Below are 20,968 nucleotides of genomic sequence, written 5' to 3'. Positions count from 1 at the left end.
TTCTCCTATATACTGCTCTGAATAAATTTGTTCAATTTCTTTCTGAAATCTGCTGATTTTTTCTGCGATACAGGAAGTTTTTCATTGTTATCAAGAAAAACCTCATAACCTTTAATTTTTTTAATATGTGATAAATTAATCAGAAAACACTGATGGCATATTTCGAAATTATGATCCTGCATTTTTTCTGCTAACTCTTTCATTCTGTCAATAAAGAAATATTCCTCATATTCGAGCTTTATTTTTATTTTTCTATTGATATATTCAAAATAATAAATATCATTTACATAAAAATTTTTAATTTTACTTTCTAATCTTCCCTCCCCTGTAATTTCTACTATTTCAAATTTTACTATTTCCACTTTCTCATTTTCTTGCTGAATACAACGTAACACTTCGTCTAGCTGAAGCTGTGCCTTAACCTTTGAAATCGGTTTTTCCAAATACGCAAAAGCATGCACATTATTTAAAGCTTGTATACAGTATTGATGATAGCTGGTAGTATATACTATTTTGACATTTCGATTTATTTCACGCAGCTTTTTGCCAGCCTGAATACCATTCATTCCATCCATCGCAATATCAAGAAATACTAAGTCAAATTTGTCGTGAAAATCAAGCAATTCTTCTCCTGATTTAAAGGTATTCATTCGAAAAGGAATCAATTTGGTATCCATATAGTTTTTCACTATAGTTTCAATTTTTAAGGAATCCTTTTTATTGTTATCACAAATAGCAATTGTAAACATTTATAACCTCCTAAACAGACCTCAATACTTCTTATTCTATAGACATGTTTTTGATAAATCAACTTTATTTTTAAAATAAATGCTAATTACCAATCTAAAAACTTGTTTTCCCTATAAATGGTAATAATACGACAAAAAAGACCTAAATTCTTAATTAGAAATTTCTAAATAGAATTTAAGTCTTTTTATATTTATTTTATGGTGCTAAATTACTCTTTGTTCACCTTATCCTTACAGTATTAAAACCAACTCTAAGACTCTTTTTCATCCTGTAGTTTTTGTTTTAAGAAAGCTAGAAAATCGGCTGGTATTTTCTCAAGTTCATCATTTTTTCGTTTCACATATCCAAATGCAATATTTTGATTACCAAGAGAAACCGGAATTTTATGTATCCCTCTTTCTCTTTTGCCACAACTATTAATATCACTGCAAAGACATCCATAATCTGTATTTTTAAGCATGTAATCCATAAAGTAATCACTATTGGTGATTGACATTAAAAAAGTCTCATTTTTTAATGGAGTATCTTCTTTTATATGTCCAATGTGATGGATTAAAGAATAGTGTTCTTCATAATTACATAGTAATTTCATTCTGTAAATCAACTGTACATCTACGCTTTTTGCTCCATAAGAGGGATGGTTTGATCCAACGAAAAGGTAAAGCCTTGTATCTTTTAATTTTTGAAATATCAGACCCTTTGCCTGAATTTGATTTTGAAAGGCTGCAATATGTCGATCTGAAATATATACAAAGCCTAGTTGAGACTGTCGTCTGTGAACCCTCGTAATTACCTCTTCCACATTTCCTTCAAAATAATCTAGCTGCACCTCTTTCATTTTTATTTTATTATAGTATTCGGAAGTCAGTAAGGCAAGCCTGTTACTTGATATCGATGCGATAGACAAAAAATATCTTTCCTGTTTCCCTTTTATATCGGAGATGCTTTGAACCTCTTTTAGTACATTTACAGCATACCGATAGATTTTCTCCCCTTCAGGAGTAGTGATAACGCCGTTACTTTTTCGTTCAAGTAATACAATATTTAACTCCTGTTCCAGAGCCTTTATGGTCTTGCTGACATGGGACTGGGTAGTAAAAAGTACTTTTGCCGCTGAATGAAAACTTCCCATATCCACACTTACAACAAAATATTGTAGATGTTTAATATCCATCGGTTATTCTCCTTTCTAAACGGGTTTATCAATTGGTAATAAATGGCAAGCTACCATATGCCCTTCTTGGTATTCTCTTAATTTTGGTTTTATCTCTCTACACAGTTGCTTTGCATCACTGCATCGACTCTGAAATGGACAGCCATTAGGCAAATTCACTGGACTTGGAACTTCTCCTGTCAGCTTGTCTATTTTTGTACTTTTGTCCATTCCCAGATAAAAAACAGAGTGTAAAAGTCCTTTGGTATAAGGGTGGATTGCATATTTGTGCAAATCTTTTCCTGGCAATATCTCTACAATATTTCCCAAGTACATAACTGCTACCTGATGGGATATCTGGGATACCAAAACTATGTCGTGGCATATAAATCCAATCGATATTTGTTTTTGCTTTTGAAGGCGAATTAATAATTCTATAATATTTTTCTGAACCGACACATCCAGTGCGGAGGTAGCTTCATCGCAGATAATCAGCTCTGGCTCTAGTACAAGCGCTCTGGCAATGCCAATTCTTTGGCGCTGCCCTCCGCTCATATGGTGAGGATAACGTAGCGCAAACTCTTCTGGTAATTCAACCATTTCTAAATATTTTCGTGCGATTTCATCTTTTTCATGATTTTTTATTTTCTTGAAATTCAACAATGGTTCACAGATAATATCACGAATTTTCATCCGAGGAGGAAGTGCTTCTAATGGGTTTTGGAATATCATCTGAATATGACTGTGATTATTACGCTTTTCTTCTCCTTTAAGCTTTGTAATATCACACCCCCGAAACATAATCTCACCACTGGTAGGTTTTGTTATTAATGATAGCATTTTTATGAAAGTACTTTTACCGCAACCGCTCTCCCCAACAATCCCAAGGGTTTTACCTTGGTAAAATTTTAAAGATATATCATCACAGGCTGTTAAGGTACTATTTTTTGATATTTTAAACTTTTTAGTTAAATTTTGGGCCTCCAGTATTGCGTTATTTTCACACATATCTTTTACCCTCCAGTGTCGGTACACAATCAAGTAGCTTTCTGGTATATTCAGATACTGGATTGTTCAAGAGTTCTTCGGGAGTTCCCGTATCGACAATTTTACCTGATTTCATCACCACAATTCGATCCGCGATGTATGATGCCAGACCAATATTATGTGTAACAAATATAATAGCGGTATGATATATTTCCCGTAAATCTTTCATTTGTCTTACAATCTGCGCCTGAGTTGTTACATCCAATGCACTTGTGGGTTCGTCTGCGAGCAAAAGATTGGGACTAAATGTCATTGCCATTGCAATACCAACCCTTTGACGCATACCTCCGCTTAACTGAAACGGATAACTATTCATAACATGATCAACATCAGAAAGCATCATATCTTCAAGCAATTGCATACTCTTATTCCAGGCTTCTTTTTTAGATATTTTTTCATGGGTTCTTATAAATTCCACATATTGGCTGCCAATTTTACGAATAGGATTAAGCATAGCTCCTGAATCCTGATAAATCATGGCTATTTTTTTTCCACGAATGTTGCGCCACTGTTCATCGGAATAGTCAAGAATGGAATCACCAAAAAATGTCAACTTTCCATTCGTGACCTTTCCCCCGCAAGATAAAAGTCCCATAGCAGAGTGAATAAGAGTGGTTTTTCCACTTCCGCTTTCTCCTACGATCCCCACAATTTCTCCCTCTTTCATACTCAGGCTGAAATTCTCAATCACAGGATTTCCTGTCTGATAAGAAACACTTATATTACGAAACTCGAACATTAGTTTAATCGGCCTCCATTCGTTAATTACTTGGTTCTATATCAGCAGTAATCCAGTAATAATCAGCTGTATATATGTTAGCTCCTGTTACAGAAGCAACACTGCACATATTGCTATGATAATATCCATGAACTAAAACGGCTGCGTCATCAATTAAAATCTGTTGAAGCTGTTCTATCAATTTTGCCCGTGCATCTTTATTCAGTTCGCTTTCTAATTCTTCATATAGGCGGTCATATTCTTCATTCGCATATCCACAGTAGTTGGCGGTTGACTTACTGTACCAGTTATCAAGATAACTATACGGATCTCCCACGGGCACGGTCATCCAGTTGGTAGCAAGAAGGTCATATTCACCAGATACCAGCATGTTCCATTCTGTATCAGCATCGGTAGTGTTGACGGTGACTTTGATACCGATTGAATCTAGTTGAACTGCGATTGCTTCTGTGAAGTCTGTCAGGTTCCTGCTGTCATAGGTCAGGTAGTTTAGGTTGATCATTTGTCCATTTAACTCTCTGTAACCATCTCCATCTGTATCTGTAATACCAGCATCATCCAGACATTTTACTGCTGCTTCTACATCAAAAGGTGTGCTATCCTTTAAATTTTGATAACCATAATCAAGACCGGATGGAAGTACGGAATAGCCTGCTGTATACATTCCACCTACAGTTATATTACACATAGTCTCATCATCAAGTGCAAGTAAAACAGCATTTCTTAAAGCTTCATTAGCCAGAATACCTTTCTGATTCATATATGAAAAACCGCAGCGGATACCAGTTGCCTCTGATACATTAAAATCAGAAGAATCCTGTAAGGTTGTCAGGTCATTCGAAGAATTGATATTTTCTACCACATCTACATCCCCATTACGAATTGCAAGCGCTTTCGTTGTAGTATCCTTTATAAATATAATATTTAGGTTCTGATATGGTACTTCTTTGCCCCAATAGTATTCATTTGCCGCCATTTTAATTGAAACATCCGTATCATAGGATACAATGGCATAAGGGCCAGTTCCGATTGGGTTCTCGGAAATATTTCCCTGTTCAACATCCAATATGGAATAATACGGATGGGCAAGGATAGAACATAAATCAGCATATGGCTTACTTGTAACGATTGTAACAGTTCCGGCACTGTCATCTGCCGTAATAGAATCATATGTCATATACTGAGAAGGAGTAGAATTTCCTGTACCTTCTGCCTCCTGGCTATACATATAGGAAAGGGAAGCTACTACTTTTGATGGTGTCAGGTCATTTCCGTTTGAAAATTTTACTCCATCACGGATATGAAAGACCCAATTCGTATTGGTTTCATCAACAGAATAGTTATCACATAAATAGTAGTCTGCATTCATTTCATCATCAAAATGAAATAAGCCTTCTCCAATTCCGTATCGGGATACACACCATGCAGCATTTATCATTGTCGATGGATCTAGACTATCAGAAAAGTTAGTGCATCCAAAATTAAGGGTATTGGAAATGTCTTTTTCTTCTGTCTTTTGCGTGTTGTTTTCATCATTGGTACTAGTTTCATTGTTGGTACTAATATCATTGTTGGTATTGTCTTTTGCGCATCCGGCAAGAGAAGTTCCTGCAATAACCGCAAGCAGTGTTAATATTAATGCTGTTTTTTTGTTAATTATTCTTCTCATAAATCCTCCAATTTTAATCACTTAGTTTTATTTCTTGGATCCAGTATATCTCTAAGACTGTCTCCTAAAAGATTAAATATTACGACTACGATGCAGATTGCAAATCCTGGATAGATCATTAACCACGGATAATCCATCATGTAAATTCTACCTTCATTTAGCATAAGTCCCCATTCTGCCAAAGGCGGTTTCGCACCAAACCCCAGAAAAGAAAGTCCAGCAAGCTCTAACATCATGGTACCAATATCAGAAGCTGCTGTCACAATTAAGGTTGGCATTACATTAGGAAGCATATATTTTTTTAATATATACAAATTCTTTGAACCTGTAGTCAAAGCCGCATATATGTAATCTTTATGACGTATCTTCAGTACCAGGCTCCTTGCGAGTCTGGCATACTTCGTCCAACTGACAATTAATATAGCAATTACCGCATTCATGGTACTTGCTCCCATAATACCTGCTACTGCAATTGCAAGCACCATTCCTGGAAAAGATATTAACATATCTGCTATACGCATTACGACTGTATCAATCACACCACCAAAATAACCAGCAGTAATTCCTAAAACTGTTCCAAGGAAAAGTACAGATATGGTAAGTAACAGTGAAGAGGTAAGAGAGATTCTGCTTCCATAGATAACACGAGAAAATACATCTCTTCCCAGTTTATCGGTTCCAAAAAGATGCTCACCTCCGGGTGGTAAAAAAGCATCTTTTAAATTTGAATCATAAGGGCTTATCTTAATCCACAAAGGTGCACTGACTGCTGTCAGTATTAATAAAAACACAAGTGCAGACAAGATAGCAAACTGTTTATGTAATCTCACAAAATCAAGCATTCTTTTCATATATTTTTCTCCCTTCCCGTATTCTTGGGTCAAGAAAGCCATAGGATAGATCCACTATAAGATTAATTAACATATAGAGGAAAGCAATCCACAAGACATAAGCCTGTATCAACGGATAATCATATGCTGTAATAGCCGATACGGCCAGGCTTCCTAGACCAGGGTAAGAAAAAATCACTTCCACAACAGCTGTTCCACCTAACAATGAGCCTAATGACAATCCGATTAAAGTAATTAAAGGAAGAAGAGCATTGGGGAATACATGTCTGATCAGTATCGTTTTTTCTTTCAGACCTCTTGATCTTGCGCCATTTACATAGTCTTGATTTAATTCCTCCAAAACTGCTGCCCTAACCTGCCTGGTATATTTAGCTGACATTGCAAAGGCCAAAGTAACTGCTGGGAGAACCATTTTGTCTATTCCCGCCCCCATCGAAACAACAGGAAATAAACCAAGTTTAAAGGCTACAAAATACACGAGCAATAAACCTACCCAAAAATTAGGAATTGATAATCCCAAGAAAGAAATACCACGTACAAAATAGTCGGTAAATCGATTTTGTCTGACTGCAGCAAGCAGACCTGCCGGAACAGAAATAAGCAACATAAGTATAAGTGAAAAAAATGCAAGCCAAAGAGTTGGTCCAATTCTTGACATCAGTATGGAAGCAACTGGTTTATTCATGGAATACGACGTGCCAAAATCTCCTTGCAAGCTACTGCTCAGCCACTTAAAATACTGAATCATAAAAGGCTCATTTAATCCCATTGCCTCTCTGGTTTTTTCTAAAGTCTCCTTATCCGGCATGACCCCTGATGCAGCATACATGGTACGTACCGGATCTCCCGGCGCAAGATAGGTAAGCATAAAAGTCATCAGGCTAATGCCTAGCAAGACTATGATAGCTTGCATCAATCTTGTGGTTAATTGTTTCACATTCATAGTTTCTTCTCCATCATTGAATCGTTTTAATATTCTTTTTCCCTCACGCAATTAGACTTGGCCGCTTTGCCGCACCGAATGCTGTCTCGCAGTGACATTTTCCACCTGCATTCGTGCGCATTGTGTTTTTATTTCATAGGAACCAATACTTTTATAAGTTGCCACAACAAGATCTTTCCTATCAAATGAAATAAAAAAAACGTATCCACTACGGACACGCTTAAAAGTATACTAAAAAATGCATGAAACATCCTTTCATACACAATAAGTAACACCTATACACCGTAGGGTTTGACTCCAATTCATAGAAGCAGGTCTCCTGACTTAAAAGCATTGCTTTTACCACCTTCCCAGAAATCTCCAGTGGATACGGTAAAAGTCCTTTATCACAGTGACGGGATCGTGCCGGAATTACACCGACTTCCCTTTGAATCCCTTTTAGGGAACTTCTTTTGTTATATTTTTGCTATTATAACACAAAATACGACATATTACATCTATATAATGATTCCAAATTGGAATACCAATTGAATGAAAGTGTATTGAAATAAAATACTTTTCCATATCCTCCACTACGAAAGAAACGATGGCAAAAAGCAGAATCCCACCAAAACAATTATTTTCATTATCCCTATCAAAATCAGATATAGTAAAAGCCCAAACAGTATATGGGCAAACCCTTTCGCAAAACGAAATAAAGCTTTCCAAGTTGCCTTAAATACTTTAGGGATGGAAACAAAAAAAAGTATAGGTATCAAAAAATCAATAATCAAAAGCATTGGTAAATAGATATCTGAGCTGATTAATAAAGCTAAACCATATATTGTAGTAAGTGTAAATGTACTTACAAATATGATATTGATTTTCTTATAAAATTCATTATTTCTGGCAATAACAGGAGAAACCATATCTTCTTGCATCAAAACATTTATTATTCTAGATTGAATCCGGTCATACGAGACAGTTTCACCACTGCCAAAATTTCCTTTTATCAATGCACCTGAAATATTGTCATTAATATTATACATAATTGCAAGGCCAATTTCTTTGGAAGGAAGTAACATCATATTTGTATGATAATTCTCACAACTTCCTCCGTGATGTACAAGTTCACCATAATCGAACCAGCCAAGTCCATAGTGTTCGCTGGTTTTAGATGATTTCGTATGGAGTGTGCGTATTCCATCTTCTGATAAGATTCTTGAGTTTTTATAGCATCCTCCATTTAAATTTACAATCAAGTATTTCGCCATATCCTCCGCACATGTTGCAAGATAACCCGCTGGTATGATTTCTGGATGAAATTCGTACTCTGTCTGTCGAATCAGACCTAAAACAGGCTGAACTCCCTTCTCCAAACCATAATCAAGTGCTTTCTGATGATTCGCAAAAGAACAGTGCATCTCCAATGGCTTAAAAATATTACTTACAACATAATTATCAAATGTCATGCCGGATACGATTTCAATAATTTTTCCAAGAATCACATAATTAAGATTGGAATACTCATAGGATGCACCAGGCTTTCTGCTCAGCCTGACACTAGATAAATATTTTAAAACCTGAGATAAACTTTCTTTTGGATTCCGATTAAATATTTTCATTCCTTCATAAGTAGAAAATCCACTTGTATGGTTGAGAAGTTGGCGAACTGTTACAGTTTTACCATTTTTTATACATTTAAACTGAGGTATATACTGAAAAACATAATCGTCAATATTCAAAACTCCACCTTCTATCAGTTGCATAATTGCCATAGCTGTAAAAGATTTACTAGATGAACCAATATAAAATACAGTTTTTTCTGTTACCTTGTCTCCTGATTCATTAGTCTTTCCAAATCCTTTTAGATAGATGATATCTTTACCTGATACGATTGCTATTGCCAAACCTGGTATTTTTAATTGTTTCATTTCTTCCTGAATAATATTGTCAATACTTAATAGATTTAAATGATTGTTCATGAAATTGATCTCCTTTATTTTACCAAATCAGTTTACTATACTATTGGCACTTCTATCACAATATGCATATACTTATTAGATTATAATGAAGGAATAAAACCTACATTCCCTGGATGTAATCACACTATCGGCTGAAATCTCTTTGATTCTAGCTTTTGTCTTATCAAAACCGTTGGGTGCTTACGTTTCTACCAATTCGAAAAGCACTGTAATTCCCAGTAAATCCGCACTCTTCCTGGGCTGATATGCTGATATGTGTCAATATTTAATTTTTTCATATGTGTCAATTTTTAGTTTTTTCATATTGACATTTTTTGATTTGAAGCATATACTGTTTATATCAAGATTTTTTGATGTGAGGTGATGAAAGTTGGAACTTACTCCGGATAAAAACGCTAAGGTGTTCAAAGCGTTTTGCGATGAAAAGCGGCTTGCCATTTTGGAGCTGTTGCGCAGCGGTGAAAAATGTGCCTGTGTTTTAATAGAACAAATGGAAATCGGCCAGTCCTCCTTGTCCTATCACATGAAGATTTTATGTGATTCGGGTATTGTGGAAAGCAGACAGGAAGGAAAATGGACACATTATAAAATCAGTGAACAAGGTAGCTACGAGGCAATGCTCCTGTTAAAAGCAATTACCACTCCCAATGCAACCGCAACAGATACACACTGTTGCAATTAATGAAAGCCATCTAATGGAAGATGGCTTTTATTCAACACAATATATCAAGTTTTTTTGATGTGACTATATAATTTAGGAAAGAGAGGCGCTTACCCTATGGAAACCCTTCAAACTATGTGGCTGTTCTTTCAAGACCAATTGCTTGGAATGAAATGGCTCAATACTTTAATCGGCAATCAGCTCTCACTGTTTGGTCTTGATGTAACAGGACGTATTGGTGGCAGCGTTCAATTCTTTATCTACGACGTACTAAAAATCACCGTGTTGCTCTGTGTACTAATTTTTATTATCTCGTACATTCAAAGCTACTTCCCTCCAGAACGGAGCAAGAAAATCATGAGCCGCTTTCACGGCGTGTGGTCAAATATCATGGCTGCGTTACTTGGTACAGTGACACCATTTTGCTCTTGTTCGTCTATTCCGCTTTTTATTGGCTTTACCAGTGCAGGGCTGCCGCTTGGCGTGACATTTTCGTTTTTGATTTCTTCTCCCATGGTAGACCTTGGTTCGCTCGTTCTGCTCATGAGTATCTTTGGTACAAAGGTAGCTATTGTCTATGTGGTTGTGGGATTAATCATTGCCGTTATCGGCGGTACGCTGATTGAAAAACTTCACATGGAAAACTATGTGGAAGAATTCATCCGCTCGGCAAGCAATGTAGATATTGAATCACCTGACTTAACCCGCAAAGAGCGTGTCATTTATGCCAAAGATCAGGTGGTATCAACTTTCAAAAAGGTACTGCCATACATTCTCATAGGTGTTGGCATTGGCGCAATCATTCACAATTGGATTCCTGAAAGCTGGATTGAAATGGTGCTGGGTAGCAATAATCTTTTTGGCGTAGTGCTGGCAACTCTGCTTGGCATTCCCATGTACGCCGATATTTTCGGCACGATCCCAGTGGCCGAAGCATTGCTCTACAAAGGGGCACAGCTTGGTACGGTACTATCATTCATGATGGCGGTTACTACACTCAGTCTCCCATCTATGATCATGCTTCGCAAAGCGGTAAAACCTAAGCTTTTGGGTGCATTTATAGGCATCTGTACGATTGGTATTATCATTGTCGGTTATCTTTTTAATATATTTCAGTATCTACTGGTTTAATGGAGGTATTTTCCATTTAAGTTACTAATAATAAATTATAAGGAGGATTTTATTATGGCATTGTTTGGTTTTGGTAAAAAGAAAAAAGAGGAAGAACTGGTGCAGTGTGATTGCGGTGGAATGTGCAACCCCACTGAAATTACTGCAAAGAAATCTACAAAAGACACAAAAGCAAAAAATTCAGAATGTTGCTGTGGAGGTAACTGTAATACAGAAACGATTGCAGAATCCGAGAAAGTAAAAGTCAGTGGTTCGTCCATCAAGGTGCTCGGCTCTGGCTGTGCAAAGTGCAATCAACTGGAAGCGGCTACTTTGGAAGCGCTGAAAGAGCTTGAAATGGATACCACCATCGACCATGTGACGGACTTTTCACAGATAGCCGCTTATGGTGTGATGACTACCCCTGCTCTTGTGGTAGATGGCAAGGTAGTTTCCTTTGGCAAGGTACTGAAAAAAGATGAAGTTATTAAAATCCTGAAAAAAGTAAGAGGGTAACTACGAAAGGATGGTTTCCAGTATGAATAAGCCGAAAGTAGCATTTATCTGTGTACACAACTCCTGCCGCAGTCAGATAGCTGAAGCACTGGGTAAACACCTTGCCGGAGAAATTTTTGAAAGCTATTCAGCGGGGACTGAAACTAAGCCGCAGATTAATCAGGATGCAGTGCGGCTGATGAAGCAGTTTTACGGCATTGATATTGAACTAAAGCAGCGCAGTAAGCTGCTTGAGGAGATTCCCCCAGTGGACATCGTAGTCACAATGGGCTGCAATGTGCAATGTCCATTTCTCTCCTGTAAGCACAGAGAGGACTGGGGATTGGATGATCCCACAGGGAAAAACGACGTAGAGTTTGAACGTACTATAAAAGAAATACACTCTAAAATCGAAGATTTACGAGAGCGAATCATGACTAATCAAGTTAATTTTTAATGCAAGAAGCAAAGATTCTGGTGAAAATCGGAATCCTTGCTTCTTATTAAATATTAGCATACATCATTTGCTCATGAATAATTTGATATCATCTCCAACTCGTCAGATACCTGCACATATACAATTGATGTAATCACACTGTTTGCTAGAATCTCTTTTCTTCCTTCTTTCGTCTCAATCACAACGCTATTCTTTCGAATCTCTACTGTTTTCGACTCAAGATAAACTGGTACTTCATGAAATTTCAATAAGTCACGTAAACTTTAATTTTCTAGCAGTTCCACCTGTAGCTATCACAATATCATCCGCTTTCAAATCAGTAATATCTTTTACTTCATGATTAAAAATTACCTTAACTGAAGATTTTTGAAGCTGCTTGATATACCAATTCAGTAAATTTTTATCTTTCTCTTTAAAAGTAGGAGCTGCCGCTGCTTGAAAAACAACCAGAATGGCAAGATATACAAGGTCTGATATCTTCCATACAATTTTCACGAATTTTTGTAACAATATTCTTACCTATTTATCATAATTTTTACTATGGTATAAATTCTCTTATTTTATTCTCCTTACGATATTCAGAAGGTGTCTGTCCAGTATATTTTCTAAAGACACTTCCAAAATGACTTTGTGAACAAAAACATAAATACTCTGATATTTCCACAATATCAGATTCTGAATATTTTAACATGTTTTTTGCTAATTGCACACGTTCCCTCAGAATGTAGTTTTGTATTGTCATTCCAACCTGTTCTGAAAATTTTCTTGATACATAACTTGGATTCAATCCAACTTCTCTTGCAATATTCTCTACTTTGATTGTCTGAAAAATATTTTTTCCAATGTAATCTTTACATAACTCAATAAAATCAGAACTTTTCTGTTGATCTCTTGAGATTTTTACAAACCTCACGAAATCGTCCAATGCGTTTTTCTGCAAATATAACATTTCGACGATATTCGTGCATTTTTCAAGCTTTTGAAGATACAAATCACTTAAGTTATAAGCTTCTGAGGGACTCATCCCCCCTTCAATTGCTGCACGAGTTATTAGAGTAATGATACATACTGTCACATATTCATTCTGTTTTCGGCTGGCAGTAGCCAGTCTTCCCATTCTTTCCGATTCTATGCTGTTTTTTATTTTATCAATCATTTCTAAATCTGCGTTTTTCACTGCATCTGTAAACATTCTTTCTTCGGCATAGCTAATATGATTCAGGTCTGCTTCCATTTTTTCAAGTTTATACTTTAAATCATCTTCTTCGTCTGGCTTAAAGTGCTTCGCTGTCTTAATACTATAAGAAATGATTTCTTCCTCACTAATAATTGTCCCATTTATCATTGTATTTGATATTGCCATAATATTTAACATGGTATCTATATCAATATAGGGCACTATCAAGTCTTTTCCATTAATATTATGCATTTTCTTGTAATTATATATTTGAGTCCTTGTCAAATAATCTACTGCTACTGGTCCAATAATATAGCAGTTGCCAATATCATCTCCTAGTATTCGTCAAAGAAAAATGTGCAAACACCTTTTTGCTCTCCTCATTACTCGCGTAAATGAAAACAACCTGCGTTACAGGAATCGTAAGTACATAGCAATGTATGGACTTATTATACTATAAAACAGGCTGATTGGTTTGTATTATTTAATTTTTTATTTCTGGGAACAAATGATAACAATTCATTATTCCATCAGATGTATCACACTCGATTCTATATTTTGTTGTGTCAAGTGTTCTACTTAATGCTGATACATCTTTTCCAAATAATTTTTTTTCTTTATCAGTAACCTAAGAACTCCCTTCCTATTTTATTTACATTCATTTTTAACCGTGTCATTACACGCTCCATCCCATACTTTCTTGCTGAATAGAAAACAGTTTATGATATAATCCCTTTTTCATCATTAGAATTTCATGGATACCTTCTTCAGCTATTTCGCCCTTATCAAGTACAATAATCTTATCTGCTTTAGCAATAGTACGAAGCTTATGAGCAATTACGATAACAGTCTTGCCTTTTATTAACTCACCAATTGCCTGTTGAATATGTTCTTCACTTTCTGGATCTAAACTTGCTGTCGCTTCGTCCAGCAAAACTATGGGGGCATCCTTTAGCAAAGCTCTAGCAATAGACAACCTTTGTCTTTCTCCTCCTGATAAAGTATTTCCATTTTCACCCAGTAAAGTATTGTATCCATCGGGAAGTTTATTAATAAACTCATCACATCGGGCTGCTTTTGCCGCTGCAATAACTTCCTCTTTTGTTGCATTCATATTTCCAATATTTATATTATTATAAATTGTATCATTAAAAAGCACGACATCCTGAAAAACAAAAGACATATATCCCATCAGATGCTCTGGATCCAGATTTTTAATATCTACACCACCTATTGTAATTTTTCCCTTGTCTACGTCCCAAAAACGGGCAACTAGTCTTGACAATGTACTTTTTCCACTTCCAGAAGGACCCACTAATGCAGTAATACTGTTCGCAGGAATTGTTGTTGAAATATTACTAATTGTTTTTTCCTTTCCTTTGTTATAACTAAAATCAACATCTTGAAATTCTATGTTGTATTCTTCTATAGGCGTTTCCTTGCCTTCCATTGGTACATAATCCATTAAAGTACGCATACGTTTGATTGCAATTTGATGATAAAACAGCTCAGGGAGTAATTGTAATTCGACATTGATCGGTCCGTATATTCTTGTAACAATAAGAAGAAAAGCTAGTAATGGAATAAGCTCAATTTGTCCACCAGCCAAAAGTGTAGTCCCTACAAAAATAGTAAGACCTATCCCTGCCTGTAATATCATTTGCGAACTTGCTACAAAAATACCACTCCCAAGTTCAGTCTGGATTGCAAGTTTTTTCATATTTAACAAAGCATTATTGAGTTTTTCCGACTTTTCTCCATCTAAAGTACATGCTTTAATTACTTTAATTCCTTCGATATACTCTTGCACCTGTCCAGACGCTTCCAATTTTGCCACAGCATGGCGTTTACCAAGAAACTGTTGTATTTTTCGAGATGCCACGATAATAAATAATGCAATAGGCACCGAAATAAAAATTGCAAGCGACATACGCCAATCATAAAAAGATAACATAATACAAATAATGGTTACAGATATTCCATTTGCTATTAATTGCGGATATACATGGCTTAGTACATGCTCACTTGTCTCAACATCCCCCATCATATTCGTTGTAAGTTCAGTCAAATCTTTCGAATTAAATAGGCTCATAGGCAGCTTTCTGATATGTTCCGCTATTGCTATACGGGTATTTTTACTTTCTAAATAAGACGCCACGTAAGTTTTTTTATAATCATTTTTATTACAGATAAATATAAGAATGAACCCAAAAATTCCTGCTGCAAATAATCCCCACAATTTTAACCAGGAAATAGATTCATTGTTAAAAGGTTTTACAATTTCCATAATTGCAAATAACATGATAGATGCTGGAATAAACATTGAAAAATTAGTAATTGTGCAGGCAAAGATTGCTTTTTTCAAATCTTTATATCCTTTATCTGTTAAGAACATGGCATTTTTCAAATACGGTTCTTTTCTTGTCTTTTCCATTTTACGCCTCCTTATCATTCATGACCCAGCTAGAAGTCGTGTTGTAGGTTTTCCACATTGCAGCATACTTTCCTTCTTTGGCTACTAAATCATTATGCGTTCCTTCTTCAATCACTTTTCCTTGATCCATCACAATAATTTTATTTGCATTTCGAACGGTAGAAAGTCTATGAGCAATAATAATAACTGTTTTATTTTTCATCAGTTTTTCAAAAGCTTTTTGGATTAAGTGTTCGTTTTCAGGATCTGCGAAAGCTGTTGCTTCATCAAGAACAACGATAGGAGCATCTTTTACAATCGCTCTGGCAATGGCAAGTCTTTGTTGCTCTCCACCCGATAAATGTACTCCTTTTGTACCTATCACTGTTTGATATCCATTCGGTAATTTTTCTATAAATTCATGACACTGAGCTGCTTTTGCTGCACTTTCGATATCTGCTTTCGTAGCATTTGGATTCCCCATTGCAATGTTGTCATAAATGCTCTGCTTGAATAGAAAAACATCTTGAAAAACAAAACTGACTTTTTCCATTAAATAAGATGATGTAAAGTCTCTGACGTCTACTTCACCAATTAAGATCTTTCCACTATCAACATCAAAAAATCGTGGTGTTAAATGGGCAATGGTACTTTTCCCGCTTCCAGAAGGTCCGACAATTGCTGTCACCTCACCCTGATTCGCACAAAAATCCACACCATCCAACGCCTTAATCTTTTCCTCCTTTTTATAGGAAAATTCCACATTTTTAAATGTAACTTGAAAACTCTCTGTTGTTTTTGGATGTATCGGTTGTTTTAATTCTGGTTCAGAAAGTATTTTATCCATTGCTTCAACACCATTAAATATCCTTGTAACATCTGAATTAACATATAAAACTTTCATTAATACACCTGCAATAGACGGAACAAATATAAGATAAAAAATAAAAGTAATTGCAAACTTTCTGTAATCTGTTGTATTCATTCCTACTAGAATTCCAACTGGCAAAAGAAACAGATAAATATGATTAATGAGCGTCGTATACATAGACATGGGATTTTCCCAGCTCAATGTATAAGGAATCACCATATCCGTATATTCCTTAATTGTTTTATGTAAGCTTTGGAATGAATATACTGTTTGTTTATACGCTTTCACGACCGAAATACCACGAATGTACTCAACAGAAGCGTTATTCATATCTTCAAGTGATGTCTGATATTTTGCCATCATTTCTTTTGCGCCATCTTTTCCATATAACAGAATCTGCATTGCAAAAGCAATGGCCATTCCCAAAATAGCAGCTGATCCAAAACGCCAATCTACTGCAAGCAGTAATATAAGCATAACAATCGGGGCAACAAATGCTGCAACAATATCAGGCAATTGATGAGCGATGAATTGTTCAATTTTTTCAATATTCTCATCTGTTATTTTACGAAGCTTTCCACTTCCTATCATAATATGGAATCCCAATGGAACCTTTGCTAAATGAGATGCAAAATTGATCTTTAATTCGTATAATGTGCCAAAGGCAGCTATATGGGAGCACATTAAGGCCGATACATATAGGAATACATTCAGTAACATTCCTCCAAGCGCCATATATGCAAATTTCATTAGTTCTGATATATTTAGATTTGAAAACTCTGGCCATACTCTTAGAATCTCACGAATAACAAAATAAATTGCTATAAATGGAATAAAGTTAGCAATTGCAGCCAAAGATGATAAAATTACTGATAGAATCACTAAAGGTTTTTTCGTAGCCGCAAGTTCTAATAATCTAGGCATACCTGTTTTGTATGTTTTTTTTGATTCCTCCATTTAAAACTCCTCCTCTGGAATAAAATATTTTTTAAGTTTTGTTTCTGCATTCATTTCTTGCAGAGAATAATAGTCTTTCACTTTTCCCTCTTCTAAATAAAGTACTGAGGTGTAGCAACCAAGTAAAAACTCTAAATCGAAAAGCAACTGACAAAAGTGGATTTTCCCGCACCATTTTTTCCAATAAGCCCAACAATCTCTCCTTTTGTAATTTGAAGTTTCGTTATATTTAATACTTCTTTTTTCCCTCGGCAGCAAATCATATTTTCAAAATCAAAAAATCCACACTCTTTTTTGATTTTAAATGTTTTTTTGTAACATGCTTTAAATCTAATGTACGAAGACCTTTTTCACTTAACATATCAGGAGGTGCTTCATTCATTTCTGAATCTGTATATTCATTACATATCTTTCCATTTTTCATGTAAATAAACCGGTCTCCTAATTTCCGTAAATAATATAATCGATGCTCAGACACGATTACTGTCTTACCCATAGCTTTTAACGTTGTTAATACTTGCTTTAAGTTTGTTATTGAGACAGAATCCAGATTAGAACTAGGTTCATCATTCTCCTTTTGAGTTAGTTTTGGCTAACTCGTAGTCTTGAGATAACGCCCACTCACATGGACGCATAAGTTTAATACTATTTACTAAAAATATAGATACTTGGAAAAGAAATTTTACGTTTTCACACCACCCTTCAAAAATAGTTAATTATTCTTTATAATTTTCTCAATTCCTAAACAGCCATCAATAAAGAATTGCCTAAAAAAAGTAGCCTCTGCAATTGCAGTCTCTTTATCCATTTTATGACAGATCGGTTCAAAAATCGCTTTTATATAGACTTCGCATATAATATGTAAAGAATTTTTATTAATAACATAGTTTGAATTATATTTATTCTTCAAAATCTCAATATATTTTATCCATGTCTTTGTTTCTCTTTCAACAAGTTCTTGCAAAAAAGATCCTTTTATAGTTTCATGAGAGTAATTCGCAAGCAGATAAAATTTATCAAACTGCTCATAAATCAAATCATACATAGCTGCAAGACTGCTCTGGCTTCCTTGCTTATTGCTTTTTTCGGTATAACTTATCCCCTGAAAAGCGTCTTCAACGGTTTGGTCATATGCCTGATCATACATTTGATAGAAGGATTCTACTGCACTTTTTGTAACTGCTAAAAATAAAGAATCCTTGTTTGGGTAATAGCGATAGATTGCACCTGTCGTTACTCCAGCATTTTTAGCTATGATACGCATAGAGGAATCGTGGTACCCCTGCAGAACAAACTCCTTTTGAGCACTTTCTAATATGTTTTTTTTACATTCTTCTGATTTTTCTATTACAATTTACTCCTCTCCAAAAAATAACACTGTTATTTTTATATCATTATTATATTTATTTGTCAATACAATTTTATAAATCACTTCTATATTGCAATATTTTATCATTTATTTGTCTCAACGTTTTCATCCGTTCCATAGCAGCAACGAATTCACTAACCGTTGTTGTACTGACTAAATAGTATCCCATGATAAAACCTGGAAGCATATGTGTATATATTCCAACCGCAGCGCCCAGTATAAAATTCCATAGTCCAGTAAGTAAAGATAACACCGTCAATTCGAGTACAAGCAAAATGATATATGTTATTGTAAAGCGTATAGCCACGCTTCAATTAATTTCCGCTACTCTATATGGCTTTGAAATACTCCAAATGGTTTAAAATGTTATAACAACAAACTGTGTAACTTTCCTGATGTTCAGTACAGTCCTGATATTTTTTATCATTATCTAACAAATCGCCATTTTTCTATTGCAATTAGTTGTAACTAACTATACAATACTTATGCGACCAAAATAATAATAATAGTCGCATAAACAGGAAAAGGAGATAAAAATGAGCAGGAAAAAGTTGAAAAAGAAAGAAGGAATTGCCCGGCTCTTTGAATTGGCTGGAGCGAAGAAACGGAAGCTTTCATTGGCATGTGCCCTGGCAGTACTATCCTCAGGAGCACGTATTACAGCATTTTTTACAATTTATGGAGTTGTAAAAGAACTGTTAAGATCATATGGGAACCCGTCACAAATTAACTTCAATCGGATCATTGCATATGCATTGATTACCCTGGCGGGAGTGATTTTGTATGGGGTGACTTCCTATCTGTCTTCTGCAATTGCACATACAAGTGCATATGATCTTTTATATGAAATCAGGATGACTATGATGAATAAAATGTCGCGTATATCCTCAGGGTATTTTACAGGAACTACGCAGGGGGCAATAAAGAAGATTATGTCTGATGATGTAGAAGAGATAGAAGGCTTTGTGGCACATAATCTATGTGACTTATCAGCAGCAGTTGCAACACCGCTTTTTACATTGGTTTATTTATTTGCGTTAGACTGGCGGCTGGCTCTGGTAACGTTACTTCCGATTCTGATTTCGGTTATACTGCTTGGAAGCTGCTTAAAGCAAAAAGGAAAAGCCGAATTGCAAAAGGAAATGCATGATTCTATGGAGAAAATGACAGGAACAATTGTGGAGTATATTCATGGAATGCCGGTAGTAAAAGTGTTTAATCGCTCGTTAAGTGCTTTTAAACGATATGAGGATGACTTGAATTCTTTTGTGGATGTAGTGGATCGCACGGCAAAAGCAAATGCAATCCCGATGGCGAGTTACTATGCTTTTTTTGGAACACAGCTGTTGTTCCTGCTTCCAGCAAGTATATTACTGATGTCAAAAACAACAAACTATGTTTATTTTCTTCCAGTTGTTTTATTGTTCTTTTTAGTTGGACCGGGTTTAAAAGAGCCCATGGAAAGTATGATGAACATGATGATTATGTCTAATCGTATAGTGGAAAGTGTAAAGCGAATTGATGAGGTACTTGATCAGCCTGAGATCAAGTCAGATGGGAATCAAATTCCTTCCTCCTATGATGTGGCTTTTGAACATGTGGAATTTTCATATACAGAATCAGCACAGACAATTGATGATATATCTTTTTATGCAGAACAGGGAAGCATAAATGGAATTGTAGGGCCGTCGGGTGGCGGTAAATCCACATTGGCACAGCTTTTGTTACGGTTTTATGACATCCAAAAAGGATGCATAAAAATTGGAGGAATAGAGATTAGGCAAATTCCAATAGATCATTTGATGAACATCATATCCTATGTTTTTCAGGATTCTGTCATATTTCATGATACAGTGGAAAATAACATTCGCATGGGGAACACAGAAGCTTCCTTTGAAAGTATACAGGAGGCTGCAAAAAATGCTCGTATTGATGATGTGATAAGGCGATTACCCAAAGGGTATCAGACGGTTGTGGGAGAGAAAAACACATATCTTTCCGGGGGTGAAAAACAAAGACTGGCGATAGCAAGAGTATTTTTAAAGGACTCACCCATTGTTATACTGGATGAAGCAACGGCTTATGCAGATGCAGAAAATGAAGCGAAAATCCAGGAAGCATTTGCAAAACTATCTAAGAATAAAACTGTTTTTATCATTGCGCATCGATTGAGGACGATTGAGAATGCAGAACATATTCTAGTACTGGAGCAAGGAAAGCTAAATGGGTTTGGAACACATAAGCAGTTACTGAATTCCTGTGTGCTGTATCAAAATATGGTAGCGGCTAATGAGCGACGGGATGCATGGACAATCAGAAGGAAAGAACAGGAGGCTATATAA

General features: G+C 35.6%; 22 protein-coding genes and 1 riboswitch. Of the genes, 5 read left to right on the top strand and 17 right to left on the bottom strand.

The annotated features are described in order from the left end of the window. Positions 1–5: 5 nt before the first annotated feature. From C8E03_RS12460 to C8E03_RS12425, 8 genes are all read right to left on the bottom strand, one after another. On the bottom strand, positions 6–749 hold the full coding sequence (locus C8E03_RS12460; RefSeq protein WP_094376582.1) for a LytR/AlgR family response regulator transcription factor: 744 nt from the start codon (positions 747–749) through the stop codon (positions 6–8). 251 nt (positions 750–1,000) lie between these two features. Next, positions 1,001–1,924, bottom strand: coding sequence for a LysR family transcriptional regulator (locus tag C8E03_RS12455; protein WP_094376581.1), 924 nt, complete (start codon positions 1,922–1,924; stop codon positions 1,001–1,003). A gap of 15 nt (positions 1,925–1,939) precedes the next feature. Then, a complete protein-coding gene (locus tag C8E03_RS12450) occupies positions 1,940–2,911 on the bottom strand; it encodes an oligopeptide/dipeptide ABC transporter ATP-binding protein (protein WP_094376580.1) in 972 nt (323 codons plus the stop codon). Beyond that, positions 2,904–3,689, bottom strand: coding sequence for an ABC transporter ATP-binding protein (locus tag C8E03_RS12445; protein WP_094376579.1), 786 nt, complete (start codon positions 3,687–3,689; stop codon positions 2,904–2,906). Before C8E03_RS12445 ends, C8E03_RS12450 begins: the two co-directional genes overlap by 8 nt. 22 nt (positions 3,690–3,711) lie before the next feature. Continuing rightward, the gene (locus C8E03_RS12440; protein WP_110291186.1) at positions 3,712–5,358 is read right to left on the bottom strand and encodes an ABC transporter substrate-binding protein; all 1,647 of its coding nucleotides are present in this window, start codon (positions 5,356–5,358) and stop codon (positions 3,712–3,714) included. 17 nt (positions 5,359–5,375) lie between these two features. After that, on the bottom strand, positions 5,376–6,209 hold the full coding sequence (gene nikC / locus C8E03_RS12435) for a nickel transporter permease (RefSeq protein WP_110291185.1): 834 nt from the start codon (positions 6,207–6,209) through the stop codon (positions 5,376–5,378). Further along, complete coding sequence (nikB, locus tag C8E03_RS12430) at positions 6,193–7,152, bottom strand: nickel ABC transporter permease (protein ID WP_110291184.1); 960 nt, start codon at positions 7,150–7,152, stop codon at positions 6,193–6,195. The genes nikC and nikB overlap by 17 nt, the downstream gene beginning before the upstream one ends. A gap of 292 nt (positions 7,153–7,444) precedes the next feature. Continuing rightward, positions 7,445–7,618: riboswitch (cobalamin riboswitch) on the bottom strand. A 106-nt stretch (positions 7,619–7,724) separates the two neighbouring features. Beyond that, entirely contained in the window at positions 7,725–9,116 is a 1,392-nt protein-coding gene (locus tag C8E03_RS12425; RefSeq protein ID WP_110291183.1) for a serine hydrolase domain-containing protein, read from the bottom strand. A 370-nt stretch (positions 9,117–9,486) separates the two neighbouring features. Here C8E03_RS12425 and C8E03_RS12420 point away from each other — a divergent pair, with 370 nt between their 5' ends. The 4 genes from C8E03_RS12420 (at position 9,487) to C8E03_RS12405 (ending at position 11,839) form a co-directional block, all read left to right on the top strand. Then, entirely contained in the window at positions 9,487–9,798 is a 312-nt protein-coding gene (locus C8E03_RS12420; protein ID WP_094377715.1) for an ArsR/SmtB family transcription factor, read from the top strand. A gap of 96 nt (positions 9,799–9,894) precedes the next feature. Continuing rightward, positions 9,895–10,908 (top strand): permease, encoded by a 1,014-nt coding sequence (locus C8E03_RS12415; RefSeq protein ID WP_094377714.1) that lies wholly within the window; start codon positions 9,895–9,897, stop codon positions 10,906–10,908. 120 nt (positions 10,909–11,028) lie between these two features. Beyond that, positions 11,029–11,403, top strand: a complete 375-nt coding sequence (locus C8E03_RS12410) for a thioredoxin family protein (protein WP_408609920.1) — start codon at positions 11,029–11,031, stop codon at positions 11,401–11,403. A 22-nt stretch (positions 11,404–11,425) separates the two neighbouring features. Further along, positions 11,426–11,839: an arsenate reductase ArsC gene (locus tag C8E03_RS12405; protein WP_094377720.1), complete on the top strand. Its 414-nt coding sequence runs from the start codon at positions 11,426–11,428 to the stop codon at positions 11,837–11,839. Between the two features lie 71 nt (positions 11,840–11,910). Here C8E03_RS12405 and C8E03_RS21990 read toward each other — a convergent pair whose 3' ends face one another. The 9 genes from C8E03_RS21990 to C8E03_RS12370 form a co-directional block, all read right to left on the bottom strand. Beyond that, a complete protein-coding gene (locus C8E03_RS21990; protein ID WP_170122988.1) occupies positions 11,911–12,087 on the bottom strand; it encodes a hypothetical protein in 177 nt (58 codons plus the stop codon). Between the two features lie 4 nt (positions 12,088–12,091). Further along, positions 12,092–12,349: a hypothetical protein gene (locus C8E03_RS12400; protein ID WP_110291182.1), complete on the bottom strand. Its 258-nt coding sequence runs from the start codon at positions 12,347–12,349 to the stop codon at positions 12,092–12,094. A gap of 28 nt (positions 12,350–12,377) precedes the next feature. Further along, positions 12,378–13,301 carry a helix-turn-helix domain-containing protein gene (locus C8E03_RS12395; RefSeq protein WP_110291181.1) on the bottom strand — a complete coding sequence of 308 codons (924 nt, stop codon included), beginning with the start codon at positions 13,299–13,301 and terminating at the stop codon, positions 12,378–12,380. Between the two features lie 391 nt (positions 13,302–13,692). Further along, positions 13,693–15,450, bottom strand: a complete 1,758-nt coding sequence (locus C8E03_RS12390) for an ABC transporter ATP-binding protein (RefSeq protein WP_110291180.1) — start codon at positions 15,448–15,450, stop codon at positions 13,693–13,695. 1 nt (position 15,451) lies between these two features. Further along, positions 15,452–17,257 (bottom strand): ABC transporter ATP-binding protein, encoded by a 1,806-nt coding sequence (locus C8E03_RS12385; RefSeq protein ID WP_110291179.1) that lies wholly within the window; start codon positions 17,255–17,257, stop codon positions 15,452–15,454. 131 nt (positions 17,258–17,388) lie between these two features. After that, positions 17,389–17,520, bottom strand: coding sequence for an ATP-binding cassette domain-containing protein (locus C8E03_RS22845; protein ID WP_110291178.1), 132 nt, complete (start codon positions 17,518–17,520; stop codon positions 17,389–17,391). Continuing rightward, entirely contained in the window at positions 17,517–17,681 is a 165-nt protein-coding gene (locus tag C8E03_RS21985; RefSeq protein WP_170122987.1) for a hypothetical protein, read from the bottom strand. Before C8E03_RS21985 ends, C8E03_RS22845 begins: the two co-directional genes overlap by 4 nt. A 288-nt stretch (positions 17,682–17,969) precedes the next feature. Continuing rightward, on the bottom strand, positions 17,970–18,575 hold the full coding sequence (locus tag C8E03_RS12375; protein WP_278321182.1) for a TetR/AcrR family transcriptional regulator: 606 nt from the start codon (positions 18,573–18,575) through the stop codon (positions 17,970–17,972). 103 nt (positions 18,576–18,678) lie between these two features. Beyond that, positions 18,679–18,933, bottom strand: coding sequence for a hypothetical protein (locus C8E03_RS12370; protein ID WP_201798202.1), 255 nt, complete (start codon positions 18,931–18,933; stop codon positions 18,679–18,681). A gap of 229 nt (positions 18,934–19,162) precedes the next feature. On the opposite strand from C8E03_RS12370, the gene C8E03_RS12365 reads away from it, so the two are divergent. After that, a complete protein-coding gene (locus tag C8E03_RS12365; RefSeq protein WP_094377708.1) occupies positions 19,163–20,968 on the top strand; it encodes an ABC transporter ATP-binding protein in 1,806 nt (601 codons plus the stop codon).

It is taken from the genome of Lachnotalea glycerini (assembly GCF_003201285.1).
Classification (GTDB): Bacteria; Bacillota; Clostridia; order Lachnospirales; family Lachnospiraceae; genus Lachnotalea; species Lachnotalea glycerini.
Note: the sequence above shows the minus strand (reverse complement) of the source record. Positions and strands in the feature narration are given on the sequence as shown.

What these genes read in the sequence shown, in the direction of transcription:
- C8E03_RS12390 (WP_110291180.1), bottom strand. Translation starts at nt 15,450, where the DNA reads ATGGAAAAGACAAGAAAAGAACCGTATTTGAAAAATGCCATGTTCTTA.
- C8E03_RS12460 (WP_094376582.1), bottom strand. Translation starts at nt 749, where the DNA reads ATGTTTACAATTGCTATTTGTGATAACAATAAAAAGGATTCCTTAAAA.
- C8E03_RS12410 (WP_408609920.1), top strand. Translation starts at nt 11,029, where the DNA reads ATGTGCAACCCCACTGAAATTACTGCAAAGAAATCTACAAAAGACACA.
- C8E03_RS12450 (WP_094376580.1), bottom strand. Translation starts at nt 2,911, where the DNA reads ATGTGTGAAAATAACGCAATACTGGAGGCCCAAAATTTAACTAAAAAG.
- C8E03_RS12455 (WP_094376581.1), bottom strand. Translation starts at nt 1,924, where the DNA reads ATGGATATTAAACATCTACAATATTTTGTTGTAAGTGTGGATATGGGA.
- C8E03_RS12440 (WP_110291186.1), bottom strand. Translation starts at nt 5,358, where the DNA reads ATGAGAAGAATAATTAACAAAAAAACAGCATTAATATTAACACTGCTT.
- C8E03_RS12365 (WP_094377708.1), top strand. Translation starts at nt 19,163, where the DNA reads ATGAGCAGGAAAAAGTTGAAAAAGAAAGAAGGAATTGCCCGGCTCTTT.
- C8E03_RS21985 (WP_170122987.1), bottom strand. Translation starts at nt 17,681, where the DNA reads ATGAAAAATGGAAAGATATGTAATGAATATACAGATTCAGAAATGAAT.
- C8E03_RS12425 (WP_110291183.1), bottom strand. Translation starts at nt 9,116, where the DNA reads ATGAACAATCATTTAAATCTATTAAGTATTGACAATATTATTCAGGAA.
- C8E03_RS12405 (WP_094377720.1), top strand. Translation starts at nt 11,426, where the DNA reads ATGAATAAGCCGAAAGTAGCATTTATCTGTGTACACAACTCCTGCCGC.
- C8E03_RS12385 (WP_110291179.1), bottom strand. Translation starts at nt 17,257, where the DNA reads ATGGAGGAATCAAAAAAAACATACAAAACAGGTATGCCTAGATTATTA.
- nikB (WP_110291184.1), bottom strand. Translation starts at nt 7,152, where the DNA reads ATGAATGTGAAACAATTAACCACAAGATTGATGCAAGCTATCATAGTC.
- C8E03_RS22845 (WP_110291178.1), bottom strand. Translation starts at nt 17,520, where the DNA reads ATGATTTGCTGCCGAGGGAAAAAAGAAGTATTAAATATAACGAAACTT.
- C8E03_RS12415 (WP_094377714.1), top strand. Translation starts at nt 9,895, where the DNA reads ATGGAAACCCTTCAAACTATGTGGCTGTTCTTTCAAGACCAATTGCTT.
- nikC (WP_110291185.1), bottom strand. Translation starts at nt 6,209, where the DNA reads ATGAAAAGAATGCTTGATTTTGTGAGATTACATAAACAGTTTGCTATC.
- C8E03_RS12445 (WP_094376579.1), bottom strand. Translation starts at nt 3,689, where the DNA reads ATGTTCGAGTTTCGTAATATAAGTGTTTCTTATCAGACAGGAAATCCT.